We start from the raw sequence: 19,776 nt of genomic DNA, 5'->3' as shown, positions 1-19,776 counted from the left end.
GCTGCTACCTCCTCGTGGACCGCGGCCGGAAGGCGTCGGGGCCCAGCGTGCCGAAGATCTTCATCAGGGCGGCGACCAGACCCGTCCACCCCGTCTGGTGCGAGGCGCCGATGCCCGCGCCGTTGTCGCCGTGGAAGTACTCGTAGAAGGAGACGAGGTCGCGCCAGTGCGGGTCGTCGCGGAAGAGCGGCTGGCCGCCGTGGACCGGGCGGTGGCCGTCCTCGTCGCGCAGGAAGATCCGGGTGAGCCGCGTGGAGATCTCCTCCGCGACCTCGAACAGGTTCTTGCGCACCCCGGAGCCCGTCGGGCACTCCACGGTGAGTTCGTCGCCGTAGAAGCCGTACAGGTGCAGCAGGGACCGGATGAGCAGGACGTTCATCGGCAGCCATACCGGGCCGCGCCAGTTGGAATTGCCGCCGAACATGCCGGTGTCGGACTCGGCCGGCAGATAGCCGACCTTGTACTCCTCGCCGTGCACCCAGAACGTGTACGGGTGCTCCTCGTGGTACTTGGACAGCGCCCTGATGCCGTAGGGGCTCAGGAACTCGTCCTCCGACAGGACCCGGGACAGTACGCGGACCAGCTTCTTCTCGTCGACGACCGACAGGAGCCGGGGCCCGCCCGGCTTCCCGGCCTGCGCCTGCGACAGCGTGACCGACAGCGACGGGTGGCGCGCGGCGAACCGCTGGAGCCGCTCGCCGAGCCCGGAAAGCCGCTCCAGTTGCTCCGGCTGGAAGACGGTGGACGCGCACAGCGGCAGCAGGCCGACCATCGAGCGGACCTTCAGGCGCACCGCCTGGCCGTCCGGCAGCCGCAGCACGTCGTAGAAGAACCCGTCCTCCTCGTCCCACAGTTCGTCGCCGAGGTCGCCGAGCCGGTCCATGGACGCGGAGATCCACAGATAGTGCTCGACGAACTTCAGGACCAGTTCGTCGTACGTCTCGTTGTGCTCGACGAGTTCGAGGGCGATCTGCAGCATCGACTGGCAGTACAGGGCCATCCACGCCGTGCCGTCGGCCTGCTCCAGGGAGCCGCCCGTGGGCAGCGGAGCGCTGCGGTCGAAGACACCGATGTTGTCGAGGCCGAGGAAGCCGCCCTGGAAGACGTTGCGGCCGTTCGGGTCCTTGCGGTTGACCCACCACGTGAAGTTCGTCAGGAGCTTTTGGAAGGTGCGCTCCAGGAACGCCCGGTCGGCGTGTCCTGTCGTCTCCTTCTCCACCGTGTAGACGAAGTACGCGGCCCACGCGTGCACCGGCGGATTGACGTCGCCGAAGCTCCACTCGTAGGCCGGGATCTGCCCGTTGGGGTGCAGGAAGGTGCCCCGCAGCAGGAGTTCGAGCTGCTCCTTCGCGAAAGCGAGGTCGACGGCGGACAGGGCCACCGCGTGGAAGGCGAGGTCCCATGCCGCGAACCACGGGTACTCCCACTTGTCCGGCATGGACACGATGTCGTCGCTGACCATGTGGAACCACTCGCGGTTGCGCACCCCGGGCCGCGGCAGGCTCCACGGTGTCAGATGGTGCTCGGCGAGCCATGTCTCCAGGTCGAACGCGTAGTACTGCTTCGACCAGAGCATCCCGGCGAGCGCCTGCCGGAACACCCGCGCCTCGTCCTCGCCCGCGCCCTTCGGAGCCAGCTCCTTGTAGAACGCGTCCGCTTCGGCGATCCGGTCGCGGAACACCGTGTCGAAGCCGCGGGCCAGGGTGAGCTGGGCACCGGCGGGCCCGAGACGCAGCCGCAACGTCTCGGACCCGCCGGCGGGCACGGTGAGCGTGTGGTGGGCGGCGGCCTTGGTGCCCTCCTGCGCCGGGTTCACGGTGTGCGGTTCGCCCTCGACGACGTGGCGGCCGATGCCGTCCTTGACGTACGGGGTGTCGCTCGCCGTGCCGAACAGCCGCGCCTTGTCGGTCTCGTTCTCCGTGAACAGCAGCTCGGCCGCGGCGTCGCAGCGCAGGTCGTAGCTGCCGAGCTCCGGGTGGTCGGCGCGGACCGTGCGGGTGCCCCGCGGCCCCTCGGCCGCCCGCAGCACGGGTTTCGTCGCCTCGCTCGCGCCCTCGCCCCACGACCAGGTGTTGCGGAACCACAGCGTGGGCAGCACGTGCAGCTCCGCCTCGTCCGGGCCCCGGTTGTCGACCGTGATCCGCATCAGGATGTCGTCGTGGTCCGCCTTGGCGTACTCCACCGTCACGTCGAAGTACCGGTGCTCGGCGAAGACGCCGGTGTCGAGCAGCTCGTACTCGAACTCCTGGCGGGAGCGGGACCCGTTGACGGCGACGAGGTCGTTGTACGGGTACGGGGCCTGCGGATACTTGTACAGGTATTTCAGGTACGAGTGACTGGGCGTGGCGTCGAGGTAGAAGTAGTACTCCTTGACGTCCTCGCCGTGGTTGCCCTCGGCGTTGGTCAGGCCGAAGGCGCGCTCCTTGAGGATCGGGTCGCGGCCGTTCCACAGGGCGACCGCGAGACACAGGCGCTGCTTCTCGTCGCAGATGCCGCCGAGGCCGTCCTCGCCCCACCGGTAGGCGCGCGAACGCGCGTGGTCGTGCGGGAAGTACGACCACGCGTCGCCCCCCGGGCTGTAGTCCTCGCGCACCGTCCCCCATTGCCGCTCGCTCAGGTACGGGCCCCACAGCCGGGAGCGTCCGACTCCGTCATTGGTCGGGCCGATGCGCGACTGCGACTTCATGTGACCTCCAGTGCCCCTCGGTCAGCTGCCCCTTGGTCAGCCCGGGGCGCCAGTCTCGGCAGGGGGCCGAGGGGGCGCCTCACCTTCCGGGGGTGAGCCGGCCCCGCGGGCGGCGAGCGTGACCGCGATCTCGTACGCGGCGAGCAGCACGGCGATCACGAGGAGCGCGGTCCACGACGACAGCAGGATCGACACCAGGGCCGCGAGGACGGCGCCGCCGACGCGCAGCACGTCCGCGTGCCGGGCCAGCCACGGCCGCAACTGCCGGTCCTTGACGAGGTGTTGGCCCGCCCTCGTGAACCCGTGGCCGGTGGCGCGGGCGCCCTGCACGGTCCACCGGCGCAGCGCGGACGGCAGCCGCCCGGGTCCGACCAGATAGCACAGCACGGCGATGGCGATACCGAGCCACAGCAACTGATCGCCCCGTTCGCGCAGGGTCGTGAAGACGGTCCACAGCGCCGAGCGTGCCCCTTCGCGGTAGACACCCTCCGGCAACTGGCCGAGCAACTGGTCGCGCACGCCCCGTAGGACGGCGGCCAGCACGGTGACCGTCACCACCAGCCACAGTCCGAGCTGGAGCAGGGTGCGGCGGCGGTTCGGCGACACCCACAGCGAGAGCGCGAGCAGGACGGGGACGCCGATCAGCAGGCCCACGAGAGCCTGCTTGAACAGCACGACCGCGTCCTGGAGCTGGCCGAGCGTGTTCCGGTTGTAGAGGCGGATCTGCGCGAAGTCCTCGGGCAGGTCCTTGCCGATGGCCTTCTCGATCCGCTGGTGCAGACCGGGCGGCAGCTCCCCGGAGGACAGCGCAGGAAGGTCGATCTTCTTGCCGAAGACGGACGGGAGTTCGCTCTCCAGGGCGCCCAGCAGATTGTTGACCACGGGCAGCAGATTGAGCGTGACCGTGTCGCCCTTCACCTGGACGTTCTCGTTGCGCTTCTCCAGGAGGGCGACGATGCGTTCGTGCGCGAACCGGTTCGTGGTCCGCCACAGCTCCTGGAACCGCTCGTCCGCGATCAGCTGCGAGACCTTCTCGCGCATGAAGTCGTGCACCGCCCCCGTCACAGGGCCCGCGAGGAACGAGGCGCGCGGCGGCAGCGCCTCGGACAGCCGTTGCTCCACGTCGAGCTGATCGAAGATCTCGTCCGCCAGATACCTGGAGACCGCGGCGTTCACCTTCGGGTCCTCGGGCAGCGTGCCCACGGTGGCGATCCAGCGGTCCGTGTTCAGAGTCGTCCGCGACCCCCACACGCCGACCACGGAGGTGACCGCGAGCACCGCGACCAGCGCGATGAGGATCGCGGCGAGCGTGCGGCGGACCACGAACGTCCGGGCGCGGCGCCTGTGTTCGGTGCCGGCCTTGTCGCGCAGCATCGCGACCTCGGCGCGCAGCCGTTCCAGTTCCGCGTCGGTGGCGGACGGCGGGCCCGACGGGGACTGCGCGGGGCCGGGGGCCTGGTCATCGCTCATGGCGTGGCACCTCCCGCGGTCAGCGTCGCCGCGGCCGGGGGCGCGGTGCTCACCTGCGGCGGGTGACGCGCGGCGCGGGCGGCACCGCTGTGATGCCGGTGGAGATTCCCGTAGGCAGTCGGAGGGAGACGCCATGGCGGTCGTCGGACCGGTGCAGCTGCTCACCATCGAGTTCGGGCCCGAGGCCAAGTTCGAGGGCCGGATCGTCGAGGAACTGGCGATCCTCGAGGCCAACGAACAGATCCGCGTCCTCGACCTGCTCTTCGTCGCCAAGGAACCCGGCGGCGGCCTGTTCTCCCTCGACTTCCAGCAGGAGGGGATGGGCGCGACCGTCGCCGCCCTGCTCGGCATCTCCAAGGAGCGGATCCGCGCCGTGCAGGACACATATCCGAGCCTGGCCGAGGGCAACGCGTTCGGGCTGAGCACCAGCGACATCCGGGAGATGGCCGACTCCCAGGACCCGGGCACGTCGGCGGCGTACATCCTGCTCGAACACGTCTGGGCGAAGCACCTGCGCAAGGCGGTCAGGGACGCGGGCGGGGTGCCCGTCGCCGAGGGGTTCCTCACCGAGGAGGCCCTGGAGCCCGTCGCCGTCGAACTCGCCGCCGCGGCCCAGCGCCTGGGCGATCCGGTCGCGCCGAAACCCACACCCGTACCCAAACCCGGCAACCGTCCCAGGAGGACCTGATGGCCGAACTCGTCGTACTCGGATTCTCGGACAAGGAAAAGGCCGAATCGGTGCTGCGCCTGGCCGGCGAGCTGTCCCGGCAGGAACTGCTGGAGCTCGAGGACGCCGTGGTGGCATGGCGCACCATGGACGGAAAGATGCACGTCCACCAGACGCACAGCACCACCGGGGCGGGCGCGGCCGGCGGCGCCCTGTGGGGCGCGCTGTTCGGAATGCTCTTCCTGATGCCGGTCTTCGGCGCCGCCGTGGGCGCGGCCACCGGAGCCGCCGCGGGCAAGCTCACCGACATCGGCATCAACGACGCCTTCGTCAAGGAGACGGCGCACGCCCTCGAACCCGGCCGTGCCGCCGTGTTCGCGCTCGTCCGGCGCACCACACCGGACCGGGTGCGGGACGCGCTGCGCCCCTTCAACCCCACCGTGATCCACACCTCCCTCACCAAGGACCGCGAGGAGGAACTGGTGGAGGCACTCCAGACCAAGTAGGCGCCGGTCGGCCCACGGTCACCCCCTCTTCCGACGCGCCGTCCCACCCGGGAACTTCACCCGGGTGAGATGGCGTCTGGCATGTGCCGGACGCGGCGCTCCCGGCCCCACACTTGCCTCCCATACGGGGGTGTGGGTCCACAGCGCCGCGAAAGCGAGGGGCACCATGGCCGAGCGGTCACACCGCACACCGGACGGCGGGCACGGCCCGGAGCAGGCCGACGCCGTCCCCGCGCTGCCCGACTGGATCGTGCCGCGCCCCCGGCTCACCGGCCAACTGGCCAGGGGCATACGCGGACCGCTCACCGTGGTCGTCGGCCCCGTGGGCGCCGGCAAGACGGCCCTCGCCCTGGAATGGGCGCACACCCGGCGCCCGCCCTGGCCGCTCGCCTGGGTCACCTGCGACGGGCCCGCCGAGCACCCCGGCGTGTTCTGGCAACGGGTGTCCGGAGCGCTGAGTGCCGCGGGCGTCGAGGTCCCCGAACCCGCCGCGAGCGAGGATGGACCGCTGCTCGTCGCGACGCTCGCCGCCTGCCTCAACGGGCGGGAGGAACCGTCGGTCCTCGTCCTCGACGACTTCCAGCCCGCCCTCGACTCGCCGATCGCCCGCGGTGTCACCCACCTGCTCAGGCACGCCCCCGACAAACTGCGCCTCGTGGTGCTCGCGCGCCGCGACCCGCCCCTGCACCTGTACCGGGGGCGGCTGACCAGCGAGGTCGCCGAAGTACGCACCGCGGACCTCGCCTTCGACGACCGGGAGGCGGCGGCGCTCCTGGCCCAGCACGGCATCGACGTCACGAAGCAGACGGTCAGCACGCTGCGGCGGCGCGCGGACGGCTGGGCCGCGGGCCTGCGGCTCGCCGCGATGTCCATGGAACGGCGCGGCGACCCCGAACGCTTCGTCGCGCAGCTCGCCGGGGACGACGAGGCGATCTCCAGCTATCTGGTCGAGGAGGTGCTCGACCAGCAGACGCCCGGCATGCGCAGACTGCTCCTGACGACGAGCATCCTGGACCGGGTGAACGCCGAGCTGGCCGCCGAACTCGCCGGCGACGCGGACGGCGTCCTGTTCGCGGGGCTCGTCCGGGAGAACTCCTTCCTGCGGCCCGTCGGACAGGGCTGGTACCGCTGCCACCAGATGTTCGCCGACGTGCTGCGGACCTGCCTGCGGCACGAGACGCCCGGACTCGTGGCGCCGCTGCACCGCACGGCCGCCGCGTGGCTCGACGGGCACGGACTGCTCGCCGACGCCGTGCGGCACCTCCTGGCCGCGGGCGACTGGGACGAGGCGGCCCGGCTCATCGTGCACCGCCTGGCGATCGGGCAGGTGCTCGGCCTCGCCAGGACCCGGCTGCCCGTCGACGCGGGCCGGCTGCCGGCCGACGGACCGTCCGCCGACAAACCGTCCGCCGACGAACCGGAGTCCTTGCTGCTCGCGGCGGCCGTCGCCAGGACCCGCCGGGACGACCAGGCGTGCGTCAGGAACCTGGAGCGGTCCGCCGAACTCCTCGACCGCCTGCCGCCGGGGGAGGAGGACCGCGTCGCGCGGTGCCGCCTCGCCCACGCCGTGATCCGGATGGAACGGCTGCGCTGCCGCGAACCGCGCCGCGCCGGGGACGCCGCGGCCGACGCCGAGGCGGCAGGACCGCAGGTGCCGCACGCCCTGCTGGCCGAACGCCCCGAGATCCCGGCCCTCACCCTGGCCGTGCGGGGCAGCGGAGAGCTGCGGGCCGGCAGCCTCAAGGCCGCCCAGGGCTCCCTCACCCGGGGGCTCAAGGCGGCGGGCGCCGCGGGAAACGGCACACTGCGCCGCGACTGCCTCGTCGAACTCGCGCTCCTGGAGGCGCTGCGCGGCCGCTTCCGGGCCGCCGACGAGCTCACGGCCCAGGCCGTGCAGCCGCCGATGCCGCCGTGGACCGCGGGCGAGCCCTCGCGCGCCACCCTGCACCTCGTACGCGCCTGGGGCGCCCTGGCGCGCGGTGAGCCCGGCCGGGCGCGGCGCGAACTCGCCCTCGGGGACAGCGTGTTGAGGCACGCCGCCGACACCTTCCTCGCCGAACTCGGCGGCGTCGTCGCCCGGATCGCGGCCACGGTGGAGCGCGGCGTCCGGGGCACCGAGGCCGTCGCGAGCGCGGTGACGGTGTCCCGGCTGCCGCAGACGGTGCAGCGGACGGTCGCGCCGACCTGCGCGCGGCTGCTGAACCCGGCAGGGCCGCGCCGGGGCGGTGACGCCGCGCCGCCCGAGCGGGACCCGCTCGCGGAGGTGCCCGCCGAGCGGCTCAGCGCCCGCGAGCGCGATGTCCTCGACCGGCTCGCGCAGATGATGACCACCGAGGAGATCGCCGACGAGCTGTACCTCTCGGTCAACACGGTGAAGACGCACCTCAAGAGCGTCTACCGCAAGCTGGCCGTGTCCCGCCGCTCGGCGGCGGTCCGCAGGGCCCGCGAGCTCCAGATCCTGTAATGGCGCCGCTCCTGGACGCGTCTCACACGAGCCCCAACTCCCTTGCGCGGACCAGTGCTTCGGCGCGCGAGCGGGCGCCCAGCTTGCGGTACACGGCCCGCGTATGGCTCTTGACCGTGTTGTACGAGACGTAGAGGTCATCGGCGATCTGCCGCAGCGGGATCTCCTCCCGCAACTGCCGCAGTACGGCGAGTTCGCGGCTGGTCAGCCGCTGCGGCGACGGCCGCGTGCCGTTCCCCGGCGGGACGGGCACCGCGGCGAGCGCGGCCGACGCCCGGTGCACCAGCGCACCGGCCGCCCGTGGATCGGCCACGTCCCCCGCGATCTCCACCAGGACACCCGCGACCCACATCAGGCAGGTCGTCAGGGCGGCGTCGGCCGCCCTGCTTTCCTGTGTGAGCGAGCACAGCTGAAGGCGCAGCGCCGACACCTTCCCCAGGTCTCCCGGATCGTCCACCGTGCGTGGGCACAGTGCTGTGAGCATGCCCCTCACCTCCCCATGTGGAGGGCATCACCCCACCACGGTGGGGCGCGCGGGGGCGCGGCGAAAGGGTCCTTCCGCGCCGTTTTCGGGGCGGTACGACTTCGTTACCAGGGCCGCACGGCCCCTAGCCGCGCGTGTCGCGCGGGCCGGGGATGCGGCGGACCTCGAGGAGTTCGAGGCCGAGGCCCTGGATGCGGTCGAGGATGCCGTACAGGGCGGCCTGGTCGAGTCCCGCGCCGACCAGCACGGTCTCGGCGGGGCGCAGCACGACCGTCAGCTCGCCGAACGCCGACCGGAAGGCCTCGCCGAGCCTGCCCCTGATGTGGATCTCGAAGTCGCCGCCGCCGGAGGGCGTGCCCGCCGGCACGCGGCCCGGCCCCGTGTGTGACCCGCCCATGACGTCACCTCCAGTGCGAGCGTCACCCCGCGCGCCATTCTCCCGGCGCCCGTGCCGCCGGGGGCATCACCTCGCACGGGTGACAGCCGCCCGCGGGGCGGGCTCATCCGCCGCGGGTGAACCGGCCGCGGCGGCGCGGGCCGCATGCTCCGGGTGCATCGGCTCCGCGGCGTCGAGCCGCGGCCGTCGAGAAGGAGGTTCGAGATGACCGAGCAGATGTCGCCGGGCCCGGCGCGCTCCGACCCTTCCGGCGCGCCCCAACCGCCGCCCCGCGTCAACGTGGGTGTCGTCGGCGGAGTCGTCTTCGCCGCGATCGTGATGGGCATCATCGGCGCCTTTCACGCGATCGCAGGCCTCGCCGCGGTGCTCAACGACAACTACTACCAAGCGCAGAACGACTACGCGTACGACTTTGACACCAATGCCCGGGGCTGGGTGCAGATGATCACCGGTGTCATCGTCTTCGCCGCGGCGGTCAGCCTCTTCAGCGGCCGGACCTGGGCGCGGATCGTCGTCATGACCATCGCCGCGGCGAGCGCCCTGGAGAACTTCTTCTTCACCCCGTACCAGCCCGTGTGGTCGGCGATCCTCATCGCCCTCGACGTCCTCGTGATCTGGGCCCTCGCCATGTACGGACACCGCGAGGCGCACAAGGTCTACGGGGCGCCGCTCTAGAAGCTCAGGGGCGCCGCACCGTCAGGGCGAGGCGTGTGACGCCGCGCCAGTCCAGCGGCGGGCGCTCCCGGTACGTGCCCGGGCGCTGCCTCGGCACGAGCACGCGCAGCGCGCCGGGGCGCACCTCGATGCGTACGGGCACGTCCATGCGCACCGCCTCGCCGTCGAGGCCGACGGGGATCGAGTCCCGGTCGGCGTCGACGACCACCGAGCCGGCGGTCCGTGTCGTCACACCGGTGGACCGGCCGCCCCGCAGCAGCCCGGCGGCCTGCGCGGCGCTCGTGACCCGCACGGCGACGCAGCCGAGGATGCCGCCGTCGAGGCGGGTGCGGCGGCCGAGGCCCGCGATGTCGTGGGCGCCGTACGGGTTGTTGCTCACCAACAGGGCCTGCGGGTCCGTGACTTCGTGCCCGCCGACCCGTGCGGTCAGCTCCGGGCCCTTGTGCCGGGCGAGCAGATCGGGCAGCAGGTCGAGGGTGGTCCGGGTCTTGCCGTCCCGGTAGGCGGGGCTCTGCACCACCTCGGCGTAGGCCCCGAACGAGACGTTGTTGACGAACGGGTGACCGCCCGCCCGGCCGAGGTCGACCCGCAGCTCCACGCCGTCGGCCAGCGCGTCCAGGGCCTTCGACGGGTCCTCGCGGTCCAGGCCCAGGTCGAGGGCGAAGTGGTTGCGGGTCCCGGCGGGGATCACCAGGAACGGCAGGCCGAGCTCGGCGGCGACGTCCGCGACGAGGGCCTGCGTCCCGTCGCCGCCCGCGACACCGAGGAGGTCCGCCCCGGCGGCGGCGCGCTCCCGCGCGAGGGCCGCCACGTCGACCGGCTCGGGGCCGTCCAACAGCACGACGTCCGCCCCCAGCCGCTCGGCCTTCGCGCGCAGCCCGAAGCGCTCGACCTTGCCGCCGCCCGACCGCGGATTCATGATCAGCACCGGCCGGTGGACCGCGGGCGCCGCCGCCTCGGGCATCGGGGCCGGGGCCGAGCGCGGCCCCAGCGAAGCCCGGCCCGCCCCCGCGGCGAGCAGCCACAGGCCGCCCGACACCAGCACCACCCACACGAGGTGCGCACGGGCGTACTCGACCAGCACCCAGACCGGCGCGGCCACCGCCAGGGCCAGCGCCAGATACCGGGCGGGTCCCCGCCTGCTGAGCACCCACCACACGGCGGCGGCCGTGACCGCTGTGCCCAGGAGCCCCGCGCCGACCAGCGCGAAGGTCCGCAACCCCGCGAAGGCGGCCAGGACCAGCACGGCGCCCGCCGCGGCGGCCAGCGACGCACGCGCCAGCCACCGTTGCCCCCGCCCGTGTTCCCGCGTCGTCGGTTCCATGACCACCAGTCTGCGACCTGGACAGCCCCCGAGGGCTCACCCCCGGAAGGCGACCTCACACCGGCGGGGTGACGCCGCGGCGCCCCGCCCGGCGCACGGTGGGCACAGCCAGGAAGGAGCCCGCCATGACCGAGATGACGAGCCGCCGCCGCACCGCGCGGGAGCGGGCGAGCACGGGCAGGTCCGCGAGGTCCCGCGTCCCGCGCTCCGGGCACGCCGCCTACGCACCCGCCGCCGACCGCCCCGACCCGGTCGGCATCCTGGAGAAGCAGTCGGCGGCCCGGCTGCCCGAGCTCGTCCCGATCCGCTACGGACGCATGCTGGAGTCGCCGTTCCGGTTCTTCCGGGGCGCCGCCGCGATCATGGCATCCGATCTGTCGAACACCCCGGTCAGCGGCCTGCGCGCCCAACTGTGCGGAGACGCCCACCTGTTGAACTTCCGGCTGCTCGCCTCCCCGGAGCGGCGCCTGATGTTCGACGTCAACGACTTCGACGAGACGCTGCGCGGGCCGTGGGAGTGGGACGTCAAGCGGCTCGCCGCCAGCCTCGTCATCGCGGGCCGCGGCAACGGCTTCGACCGCTCCGAGCGGGAGCGCGTGGTGCGGGCCACGGCGGCCTCGTACCGGCAGTCCATGGAACGGTTCGCCGCGATGCGCACCCTCGACGTCTGGTACTCGCGGATCGAGGCGGACGAGCTGTACGCCGCGGTGTCGGGGAAGCTGGACGGCCGCACCAGGAAGCGCATGTCGCAGGCGCTCAGCAAGGCCCGCGGCCGCGACCACCTCCAGGCCCTGGGCAAGCTCGCCCACGTCGTGGACGGCGAGCTGCGCATCGCCGCCGACCCGCCCCTGATCACCCCGCTCGACCAACTCCTTCCCGGCGTCGAACGCAAGCAGCTGGAAGCGCAGTTGATCGACCTGATCGAGCGGTACGCGCGCACGCTCACCGCCGAACGCAGGGCCCTGCTCACCCAGTACCGGGTCGTCGACATGGCACGCAAAGTGGTCGGGGTCGGCAGCGTGGGCACCCGCTGCTGGATCGTGCTGCTGCTCGGCCGCGACGACCACGACCCGCTGCTGCTCCAGGCGAAGGAGGCGGGCCCCTCGGTGCTCGCGGAGTTCGCGGGGCCCGGCGCCCACACCAACCAGGGCGAACGCGTCGTCGTCGGCCAGCGCCTCATGCAGGCGGCCGGCGACATGTTCCTCGGCTGGGAACGGGTGGAAGGGCTCGACGGGCGGCAACGCGACTTCTACGTACGGCAGTTGCGGGACTGGAAGGTGATCCCGCAGGCCGACCTGATGTCGCCGCGCGTCATGGGCCTGTTCGGCCGGGCCTGCGGCGCGACCCTGGCCCGCGCACACGCCCGCTCAGGAGACCGCGTCGCCATCGCCGCCTATCTGGGCCGCTCCGACCCCTTCGACCGGGCGCTCGCCCGTTTCGCGGAGGCCTACGCCGACCAGAACGAGCGCGACCACGAGGCGCTGGCCGCGGCCGCCCGGAACGGCAGGGTGACGGTGGAGTCAGCGTGAGGTGGCGGCCGTCGCGGCGCCGAGCCGGCGGCGCAGGAACTCCTCCTGCGCCAGGACCCGGCCCGCGACCACACCGAACACCACGATGGTGAAGAACACGATCAGCCAGGACAGCACCGTGAACACCGACCCCAGGGCCCCGTAGCGCTCCACGCTCATCCGTAGCGCCCGCGGCAGCCAGAACCCCGACACCCCGCAGAACGCCACCACGCCCGCCGCGGTCAGCAGAGCCCCCGGCAGCAGCGGCAGCCACGGCACCCGCCCGGCGAGCAGCAGGTGCTGGGTCCACCACCACATCAGCGCGGCCGCCGCGAACTGCAAGGGGTAGCCGATGACGGCGCCCGCGCCGAACGCCCGGTGCAGCGCGCCCTGCACGATCAGCATGGCCACCCACACCAGCAGCCACACCGCCCACCGCCAGGCCACGAGCCGCACCCCGGAGCGCGGCAGGTCCCAGGCCCGCTCGCACAGCCGTTGCAGGGCCCGGGTGAACGCGGTGGCCGAGAGCAGCGCGACGAGCACGCCCGCCGCGCCCCAGCTGTGCAGCGCGGCGCCGCCGCCCCCGGCCAGGTCCTCGGCCTGCCGCACGACCGGCCCGGACGTCCCGATCAACGTACGCAGCGAGCGCAGGAGTTCGCGCCGCACCACCGGCGGACAGAACGAGGCGAGGGCGATCAGCATCGGCAGCGCGGCCAGGAACGCCTGTGCGGCGAGCCGCGTCGCCATGTCCAGGATCCCGACGCGCACCAGTTGCTGCACGATCCGGCCCGTCAGGGGCCGGGCGGCACCCGTGATCGTCATGACAACGTCCTCCCGGGGCGGGGGACACACGCTCCCGCCGGACACTGTCGGCCAGGCCGCCGGTCCGCACGTCGCCCGCGCCGGGTGACACCCCGCCCGCTTGCGCCCTGCGCGTGCCCGGATTCCCCCTGTTCGCTCCCGGGTTTGCATAAAGGTGATCGAAACAAGCCTTGACCCGTCAACTTCGAGCAAATAGCGTCCTTGCATTCCGGTCGACCCTTCACCAGGAAGGCTCCCTGTGCGCAGGCGCTCTCTCCTCGCCGCGGCCGCCACGACACTCGCGGCGGCGCCGCTCGCGTCCGGCTGCGGCCCCTCCTCGTCGAACGCCTCGGCAGCGGGCGGCGGCTCACGGCGCGGCCATCTCACGTACGGCGTCTGGGACGTCTACCAACTGCCCGCCATGCAGCGCGCGGCCCGGGCCTTCGAGCGCGCGCGGCCCGGCGTGAGCGTCGACGTCCAGCTGACCCCGAACGGCACGTACTGGACCAAGCTGCGGACCGCCTGCACCGGCGGCTCCGCGCCCGACGTGTTCTGGATGAACGGGCCCAACTTCGGCATGTACGCCGACGCCGGGCAGCTGCTCTCGCTGGACACCGACGGCTCCGATGCCGTGCTGCGGACCGCCGACTTCCCCGACGACCTCGTCTCCCTGTACCGCTGGAAGGGCACCCAGTACGGCGCCCCGAAGGACTTCGACACCGTCGCCCTCTGGTACAACAAGGAACTCTTCGACCGGGCCAAGGTTCCCTATCCGGACGCCGGTTGGACCTGGCAGGACCTCATCGAGCACTCCCAGCGGCTCACCGACCGCAAGCGAGGGATCTACGGGGTGGGGGCACCGGTCCGCGCACAGGAGAACTACTACAACTCGATCCCGCAGGCCGGCGGCCGGGTCATCTCCGAGGACAAGCGGACCTCCGGATACGCCGACGAGCGGACCCGCGAGGGGCTGCGGCTGTGGATCGACCTGATCCACCGGTACCGCGCCTCGCCCACCCTCCAGCAGATGGCCGACACCGACCCCACGCAGATGTTCCAGTCGGGCACGCTCGCCATGACCTACGAGGCGTCCTACAACGCCGCGACCTTCCACGCCGACCGCGAGCTGCGGGCCAAGATCGACGTCGCGCCGATGCCCAAGGGCAGGCACCGCGCCACCGTGCTGCACGGCCTCGCCAACGTCGTCTACGCCCGCACCCCGAACCCCGAACTCGCCCGCGACTTCGTCCGGTTCCTCGGCACCGAACGCATCTCCCTCCTCCAGGGCAAGTACGGCACCGCGATCCCCGCCCGCAACGGCACCGCGAAGCCGTGGGCCGCCGCAATGCCGCAGTTCAACCTGCAGGCGCACCTCGACGCGCTCGACGACGCGGTGCCCTTCCCCGGCTCGGCCAACAGCGCCGCCTGGCAGCACAAGGAACAGATGTGGCTCGCCAAGGCGTGGAGCGGCGTCGAGAGTCTCGACTCGGCCGCCGACTCCCTCACGGACGCCATGAACCAGCTGCTCGCGCAGGAGAGGAAGGGCCAGGCCCGATGAGCGTCGACACGCAGCCGAAAGCCGCCGTACCCGCGCAGCGAAGTCACCGAAAGCCCCTGGACCAGAAGGAACTGAGGCGCCGCGAGCGGAAGTTCGCGCACCGCGACAAGTGGTGGGGCTACGCCCTCATCGCCCCTGCCGGGCTCGGCCTTGCCGTCTTCTATCTGTGGCCCGTGGTGCAGACGCTGTACTACAGCCTCACCGAATGGGGCCCCTTCGGCGGGACGACCTGGATCGGCGCCGCCAACTACCGCACGCTCGTGGGCGACCCGGAGTTCTGGCAGTCCCTCGGCAACACCGCCGTCTACACCGGACTCGTCCTCCTCGGCATCCCGCTCTCGATGGTCATCGCCGTCCTGCTCAACCTGAAGGGCCTGCGCGGCACCGGCATCTACCGCACCCTGTACTTCCTGCCCGTCGTCACGATGCCCGCCGCGGTCGCCGTCGTCTGGCGCTGGCTCTACAACGGCGACGCCGGCATCCTCAACCACGCACTGTCCACGGTCGGCATCGACGGCACCCACTGGGTCTCCGACCCGGGCACCATCCGCTTCGCGGTCGCCGTGGTGGGCGTGTGGATGACCGTCGGGTACAACATGATCCTGCTGCTCGCCGGGTTGCAGTCCATCCCCGGCGACTACTACGAGGCCGCCGCCCTCGACGGCGCGGGCCGCCTGCGGCAGTTCTTCTCGGTGACGCTGCCGCTGCTGAGCCCCACCCTGTTCTTCACGACGGTGCTCTCGGTGATCCAGTCGCTCCAGGTCTTCGACCTCGTCTATCTGATCCTCGGCGCCAACACGCAGAACGCGCTGCAGAACCCCGCCTACGGCGAGGGACAGACAGTGGTGATGCTCTTCTTCCAGAAGGCGTTCTTCGACAACCAGCGCGGCTACGGCGCGGCGATCGTGAGCGTGCTGTTCGTCCTCATCATGGCGCTGACCGCCGTCCAGTTCCGGCTGCAGAAGAAGTGGGTCCACTATGCGTAAGACGGACATGCGCCAGGGGCGGATCTGGCCCGCCCACGTCCTGCTCGTGCTCGGCGCCGTGATCACCGTGTTCCCGCTGTTGTGGGAGCTCCTCACCTCCTTCAAGAGCTTCGGCGAGTCCGTGCGCGTACCGCCGACGATCCTGCCCGCGCACTGGGACTTCTCGAACTACGCGAAGGTCTTTGACGGGGTCCCGTTCGGGCAGCAGTTCGTGAACACCCTCGTCATGGCGCTGCTGCGGACCGCGGCGCAGATCCTGCTCTGCTCGATGGCCGCGTACGCCTTCGCCCGTATCCGCTTCCCCGGCCGCGGGCCGATCTTCCTCGGGTTCCTCGCCGTCCTGATGGTGCCGGGGCAGCTCTTCCTGCTGCCGCAGTACCAGATCATGCAGAACCTCGGCTGGCTCGACTCCATGCAGGCCCTCGTCGTCCCCGGCATGTTCTCCGCGTTCGGCACCTTCCTGCTGCGCCAGTTCTTCATGGGGCTGCCCGAGGAGGTGGAGGAGGCGGCCCGGCTCGACGGCGCCAACCCCTTCACCGTCTTCTGGCGCATCGCGCTGCCGCTGGCCCGCCCCGGCCTTCTCGCGCTCGGCATCCTCACGTTCCTGTGGTCCTGGAACGACCTGATGTGGCCGCTGATCGTCAACACCGACCCGGCCAAGATGCCGCTGTCGGCGGGCCTCGCCTCGCTCCAGGGCGCCCACCTCACCGAGTACCCGGTGCTGATGGCGGGGTCCCTGCTCGCCACGCTCCCGGTGATCGTGGTGTTCGTCGCGATGCAGCGCCAGTTCATCCAGGGCATCGCTTTCTCCGGAATGAAGGGCTGACCAGACATGACCACCGAGATCCGTGCGCAAGCACCGGACCACACCCCCACGCACACCCGCGACCTGCGCCTCGGTGTCATCGGTCTCGGCCTGCGCGCCACCGTCGCCCGCGAGGCCCACCACCCCGGTGAGGGCTCCGAGGTGGTGGCCGTCGCCGACACCGCGCCCGGCATGTTCGGCCGGGCCCGCGAGTGGTTCGGCGACGACGTGCACACCTACGAGGGCCACCAGGCCATGCTGGACGCCGAGGACCTCGACGCCGTCTTCGTCATCACCCCGGACCACACCCACGAGGAACTCGCCGTCGACCTCCTCGAAGCCGGTGTCGCCGTCTTCGTCGAGAAGCCGCTGGCCATCACCACGGAGGGCTGCGACCGCGTCCTGGAGGCCGCCCGCACCTCGGGCTCCCGGCTCTACGTCGGCCACAACATGCGCCACATGCCGGTCGTCCGCGTCATGCGCGACCTCATCGAGCGCGGCGAGATCGGCGAGGTCAAGGCCGTGTGGTGCCGCCACTTCGTCGGGCACGGCGGCGACTTCTACTTCAAGGACTGGCACGCCGACCGCCGCAACACCACCGGGCTGCTCCTCCAGAAGGGCGCCCACGACCTCGATGTCATCCACTGGCTCGCCGGGGCGTACACGGAGCGGGTCAGCGCGCTCGGCGGGCTCACCGTCTACGGCGACATCGCCGACCGCTCGGGCCAGGCGCCCGGCGCCACCATGCCCGACTGGTACGACCCCGAGAACAACTGGCCGCCGCTGTCCCTGACCGGACTCAACCCGGTCGTCGACGTCGAGGACCTGTCGATGATGGTGATGCGGTTGGAGGGCGGCATCCACGCCAGCTACCAGCAGTGCCACTACACACCCGACTACTGGCGCAACTACACCGTCATCGGCACCGAGGGCCGCCTGGAGAACTTCGGCGACCACGGCGAGAGCGCCGAGGTCCGCGTCTGGAAGCACCGCAGCGGCTACCGCCCCGACGCCGACCTCGTCGTCCCCATGCCCTCGCCCGGCGAGGGCGGACACGGCGGCTCCGACCCGCTGCTCGTCGCCGAGTTCCTGCGCTTCGTGCGCGAGGGCGGCGCCACCGACACCAGCCCCGTCGCCGCCCGCGAGGCGGTGGCCGCGGGCGTCGCGGCCACCGAGTCGCTGCGGGCGGACGGGCGGCCGGTGACGGTGCGGCGGGTCGCACCGGAACTCGCCGACTGGTTCACGAACAGCCAGAGCTGACCGGACCGGGGCCTCTCACCCCGTCCACGACCAGTTCGCGACCTCGGGCAGATCGGTGCCGTGCTCGCGGATCCACGCGTGGTGCCGCGTGCGGGCGTCGGCCATCGTCTGGCGCACCGCCGTGGCCCGCACACCGAGCCCCGGCACCCGGTCGATGACATCCATGACGAGGCGGTACCGGTCGAGGTCGTTGCGCACGACCATGTCGAACGGCGTGGTCGTGGTGCCCGACTCCTTGTACCCGCGTACGTGCAGGTGGGCATGGCCGGTGCGGCGGTACGCGAGGCGGTGGATCAGCCACGGGTAGCCGTGGTACGCGAAGATCACCGGCTTGTCGGCCGTGAACAGCGCGTCGTACTCGAAGTCCGGCATGCCGTGCGGGTGTTCGCCCTTGGGCAGCAGCCGTGTCATGTCGACGACGTTGACGACGCGCACCGCGAGCTCCGGCAGGTGCTCGCGCAACAGGCCCGCCGCGGCGAGGACCTCCTGCGTCGGCACGTCACCGGCGCACGCGAGGACGACGTCCGGCTCGCGGCTGCCGTCCTCGGTGCCCGCCCACTCCCACACCCCGGCGCCGCGCGCGCAGTGGGCGCGGGCGTCGTCCAGGGACAGCCAGTCGAAGCAGGGCTGCTTCCCGGCCACCACGACGTTGACGTAGTCGCGGCTGTGCAGCACGTGCTCGGCCACCGAGAGCAGTGTGTTGGCGTCCGGCGGCAGATAGACCCGTACGACGTCGGGGCTCTTGTTGAGAACGTGGTCGACGAAGCCGGGGTCCTGATGCGAGAAGCCGTTGTGGTCCTGGCGCCAGACGTGCGAGGTCAGCAGGTAGTTCAGGGAGGGCAGCGGGGCCCGCCACGACAGCTCCCGCGAGGTCTTCAGCCACTTGATGTGCTGGTTCACCATCGAGTCGACGATGTGCACGAACGCCTCGTAGCAGGAGAACAGGCCGTGCCTGCCGGTGAGGTTGTAGCCCTCCAGCCAGCCCTGGCAGAGGTGCTCCGACAGCACCTCCATCACCCGGCCGTCGTGCGCCAGGTTCTCGTCCGTGGGGAGCGTCCCCGCCTGCCAGGCCTTGCCGGTGGCGTCGTAGACGGCCTGGAGGCGGTTGGACGCCGTCTCGTCGGGGCCGACGATGCGGAAGTCGCGGCGGTCGGCGGTGTCCTTCATGACCTGGGCCAGCAGATCGCCGAGGACCCGGGTCGGCTCGTGCAGCGCGGTGCCCGGCTTGTCGACGGGGACGGCGAAGCGCTCCAGCGGGGCGATCGGGAGCTTGCGCGTGAGAAGGCCGCCGTTGGCGTGCGGCGTGGCGCCGAGGCGCCGGGTGCCCTCGGGCACGTACGAGAGGACCTGTTCGGTGGGGCGGCCCTCGGCGTCGAAGAGTTCCTCGGGGCGGTAGGAGCGCAGCCATGCCTCCAGTTGCCGCAGGTGGTCCGGGTTCTCGCGGACGCCGGGCAGCGGCACCTGGTGGGAGCGCCACGTGCCCTCGACGGGCTCGTCGTCCACGCTCGCCGGGCCCGTCCAGCCCTTCGGTGTGCGCAGCACGATCATCGGCCAGCGGGCGCGCTCCGTCGTCCTCCCGTCCCGCGCCTCGCGCTGGATCCGGCCGATGCGGTCGAGGGCCTGGTCCATGGTGCGGGCCAGGTCGCGGTGCATGCGCAGCGGGTCGTCGCCCGTCACGTGCAGCGGCTCGTGCCCGTACCCGCGAAGGAGCTCGTCGAGCTCGGCGTCGGGGATGCGGGCGAGCACGGTCGGGTTGGCGATCTTGTAGCCGTTGAGGTGCAGGATCGGCAGGACCGCCCCGTCGTGCACGGGGTCGAGGAACTTGTTCGCGTGCCAGGAGGTCGCGAGCGGACCGGTCTCCGCCTCGCCGTCGCCGATGACGCACGCGACGAGCAGCTCGGGGTTGTCGAGGGCGGCGCCGTAGGCGTGCGCGAGGGAGTAGCCGAGTTCGCCGCCCTCGTGGATCGAGCCGGGTGTCTCGGGCGCGACATGGCTCGGCACACCGCCGGGGAACGAGAACTGCTTGAACAGCCGCCCCATTCCGGCGGCGTCCCGCGAGACGTCCGGGTACGTCTGCGAGTACGTCCCCTCCAGCCAGGAGTTCCCGGCCACGGCGGGCCCGCCGTGGCCGGGGCCCCACACGCACAGGGCGTCGGGGGCGGGCGCCGTGGTGACACGGTTGGGG

At 72.0% G+C, this 19,776-nt stretch carries 16 protein-coding genes; 9 read left to right on the top strand and 7 right to left on the bottom strand.

The features are described from left to right. Positions 1 to 4: 4 nt before the first annotated feature. Positions 5 to 2,686, bottom strand: coding sequence for a glucosidase (locus ACFV9W_RS36690; RefSeq protein WP_385769973.1), 2,682 nt, complete (start codon positions 2,684 to 2,686; stop codon positions 5 to 7). Between the two features lie 36 nt (positions 2,687 to 2,722). Then, complete coding sequence (locus tag ACFV9W_RS36685; RefSeq protein ID WP_385769971.1) at positions 2,723 to 4,156, bottom strand: hypothetical protein; 1,434 nt, start codon at positions 4,154 to 4,156, stop codon at positions 2,723 to 2,725. Positions 4,157 to 4,289: 133 nt separating this feature from the next. Between ACFV9W_RS36685 and ACFV9W_RS36680 the strand changes: the two genes are divergently transcribed. From ACFV9W_RS36680 to ACFV9W_RS36670, 3 genes are all read left to right on the top strand, one after another. After that, positions 4,290 to 4,844 carry a DUF1269 domain-containing protein gene (locus tag ACFV9W_RS36680; protein ID WP_385769969.1) on the top strand — a complete coding sequence of 185 codons (555 nt, stop codon included), beginning with the start codon at positions 4,290 to 4,292 and terminating at the stop codon, positions 4,842 to 4,844. Then, a complete protein-coding gene (locus tag ACFV9W_RS36675) occupies positions 4,844 to 5,329 on the top strand; it encodes a DUF1269 domain-containing protein (protein ID WP_385769967.1) in 486 nt (161 codons plus the stop codon). The genes ACFV9W_RS36680 and ACFV9W_RS36675 overlap by 1 nt, the downstream gene beginning before the upstream one ends. Before the next feature lie 166 nt (positions 5,330 to 5,495). Then, entirely contained in the window at positions 5,496 to 7,793 is a 2,298-nt protein-coding gene (locus ACFV9W_RS36670; RefSeq protein ID WP_385769965.1) for a LuxR C-terminal-related transcriptional regulator, read from the top strand. A 22-nt stretch (positions 7,794 to 7,815) separates the two neighbouring features. Here ACFV9W_RS36670 and ACFV9W_RS36665 read toward each other — a convergent pair whose 3' ends face one another. Further along, positions 7,816 to 8,277 carry a response regulator transcription factor gene (locus ACFV9W_RS36665; RefSeq protein WP_385769963.1) on the bottom strand — a complete coding sequence of 154 codons (462 nt, stop codon included), beginning with the start codon at positions 8,275 to 8,277 and terminating at the stop codon, positions 7,816 to 7,818. Between the two features lie 124 nt (positions 8,278 to 8,401). After that, positions 8,402 to 8,674, bottom strand: coding sequence for a hypothetical protein (locus ACFV9W_RS36660; RefSeq protein ID WP_385769961.1), 273 nt, complete (start codon positions 8,672 to 8,674; stop codon positions 8,402 to 8,404). Positions 8,675 to 8,878: 204 nt separating this feature from the next. On the opposite strand from ACFV9W_RS36660, the gene ACFV9W_RS36655 reads away from it, so the two are divergent. Next, positions 8,879 to 9,349, top strand: coding sequence for a hypothetical protein (locus tag ACFV9W_RS36655; RefSeq protein ID WP_385769959.1), 471 nt, complete (start codon positions 8,879 to 8,881; stop codon positions 9,347 to 9,349). Positions 9,350 to 9,353: 4 nt separating this feature from the next. Here the strand turns inward: ACFV9W_RS36655 and ACFV9W_RS36650 are convergent, their stop codons facing one another. Beyond that, positions 9,354 to 10,673, bottom strand: coding sequence for a diacylglycerol/lipid kinase family protein (locus ACFV9W_RS36650; RefSeq protein ID WP_385769957.1), 1,320 nt, complete (start codon positions 10,671 to 10,673; stop codon positions 9,354 to 9,356). Positions 10,674 to 10,798: 125 nt separating this feature from the next. On the opposite strand from ACFV9W_RS36650, the gene ACFV9W_RS36645 reads away from it, so the two are divergent. Beyond that, on the top strand, positions 10,799 to 12,202 hold the full coding sequence (locus tag ACFV9W_RS36645) for a DUF2252 domain-containing protein (RefSeq protein WP_385769955.1): 1,404 nt from the start codon (positions 10,799 to 10,801) through the stop codon (positions 12,200 to 12,202). Here ACFV9W_RS36645 and ACFV9W_RS36640 read toward each other — a convergent pair. After that, positions 12,194 to 13,003: a YhjD/YihY/BrkB family envelope integrity protein gene (locus tag ACFV9W_RS36640; protein ID WP_385769953.1), complete on the bottom strand. Its 810-nt coding sequence runs from the start codon at positions 13,001 to 13,003 to the stop codon at positions 12,194 to 12,196. The two genes, ACFV9W_RS36645 and ACFV9W_RS36640, sit on opposite strands and share 9 nt — an antisense overlap. A 238-nt stretch (positions 13,004 to 13,241) precedes the next feature. Here ACFV9W_RS36640 and ACFV9W_RS36635 point away from each other — a divergent pair, with 238 nt between their 5' ends. Genes ACFV9W_RS36635 through ACFV9W_RS36620 form a run of 4 tightly spaced genes read left to right on the top strand, consistent with a single transcriptional unit; the run spans position 13,242 to position 17,591 of the window. Beyond that, positions 13,242 to 14,540 (top strand): ABC transporter substrate-binding protein, encoded by a 1,299-nt coding sequence (locus ACFV9W_RS36635; RefSeq protein WP_385769951.1) that lies wholly within the window; start codon positions 13,242 to 13,244, stop codon positions 14,538 to 14,540. Next, a complete protein-coding gene (locus tag ACFV9W_RS36630) occupies positions 14,537 to 15,526 on the top strand; it encodes a carbohydrate ABC transporter permease (RefSeq protein WP_385769949.1) in 990 nt (329 codons plus the stop codon). Before ACFV9W_RS36635 ends, ACFV9W_RS36630 begins: the two co-directional genes overlap by 4 nt. Beyond that, entirely contained in the window at positions 15,519 to 16,352 is an 834-nt protein-coding gene (locus ACFV9W_RS36625; RefSeq protein ID WP_385769947.1) for a carbohydrate ABC transporter permease, read from the top strand. Before ACFV9W_RS36630 ends, ACFV9W_RS36625 begins: the two co-directional genes overlap by 8 nt. A 6-nt stretch (positions 16,353 to 16,358) precedes the next feature. Further along, complete coding sequence (locus ACFV9W_RS36620; protein ID WP_385769945.1) at positions 16,359 to 17,591, top strand: Gfo/Idh/MocA family protein; 1,233 nt, start codon at positions 16,359 to 16,361, stop codon at positions 17,589 to 17,591. 15 nt (positions 17,592 to 17,606) lie between these two features. On the opposite strand, the gene ACFV9W_RS36615 is transcribed toward ACFV9W_RS36620, so the two are convergent. After that, on the bottom strand, positions 17,607 to 19,776 hold a 2,170-nt coding region (locus ACFV9W_RS36615), incomplete at its 5' end, for a phosphoketolase (protein WP_385769943.1).

It is taken from the genome of Streptomyces sp. NPDC059897 (assembly GCF_042730865.1).
Lineage (GTDB): Bacteria > Actinomycetota > Actinomycetes > Streptomycetales > Streptomycetaceae > Streptomyces.
The sequence above is the reverse complement of the archived record's forward strand: the minus strand, read 5'-3'. Positions and strand labels throughout refer to the sequence as shown.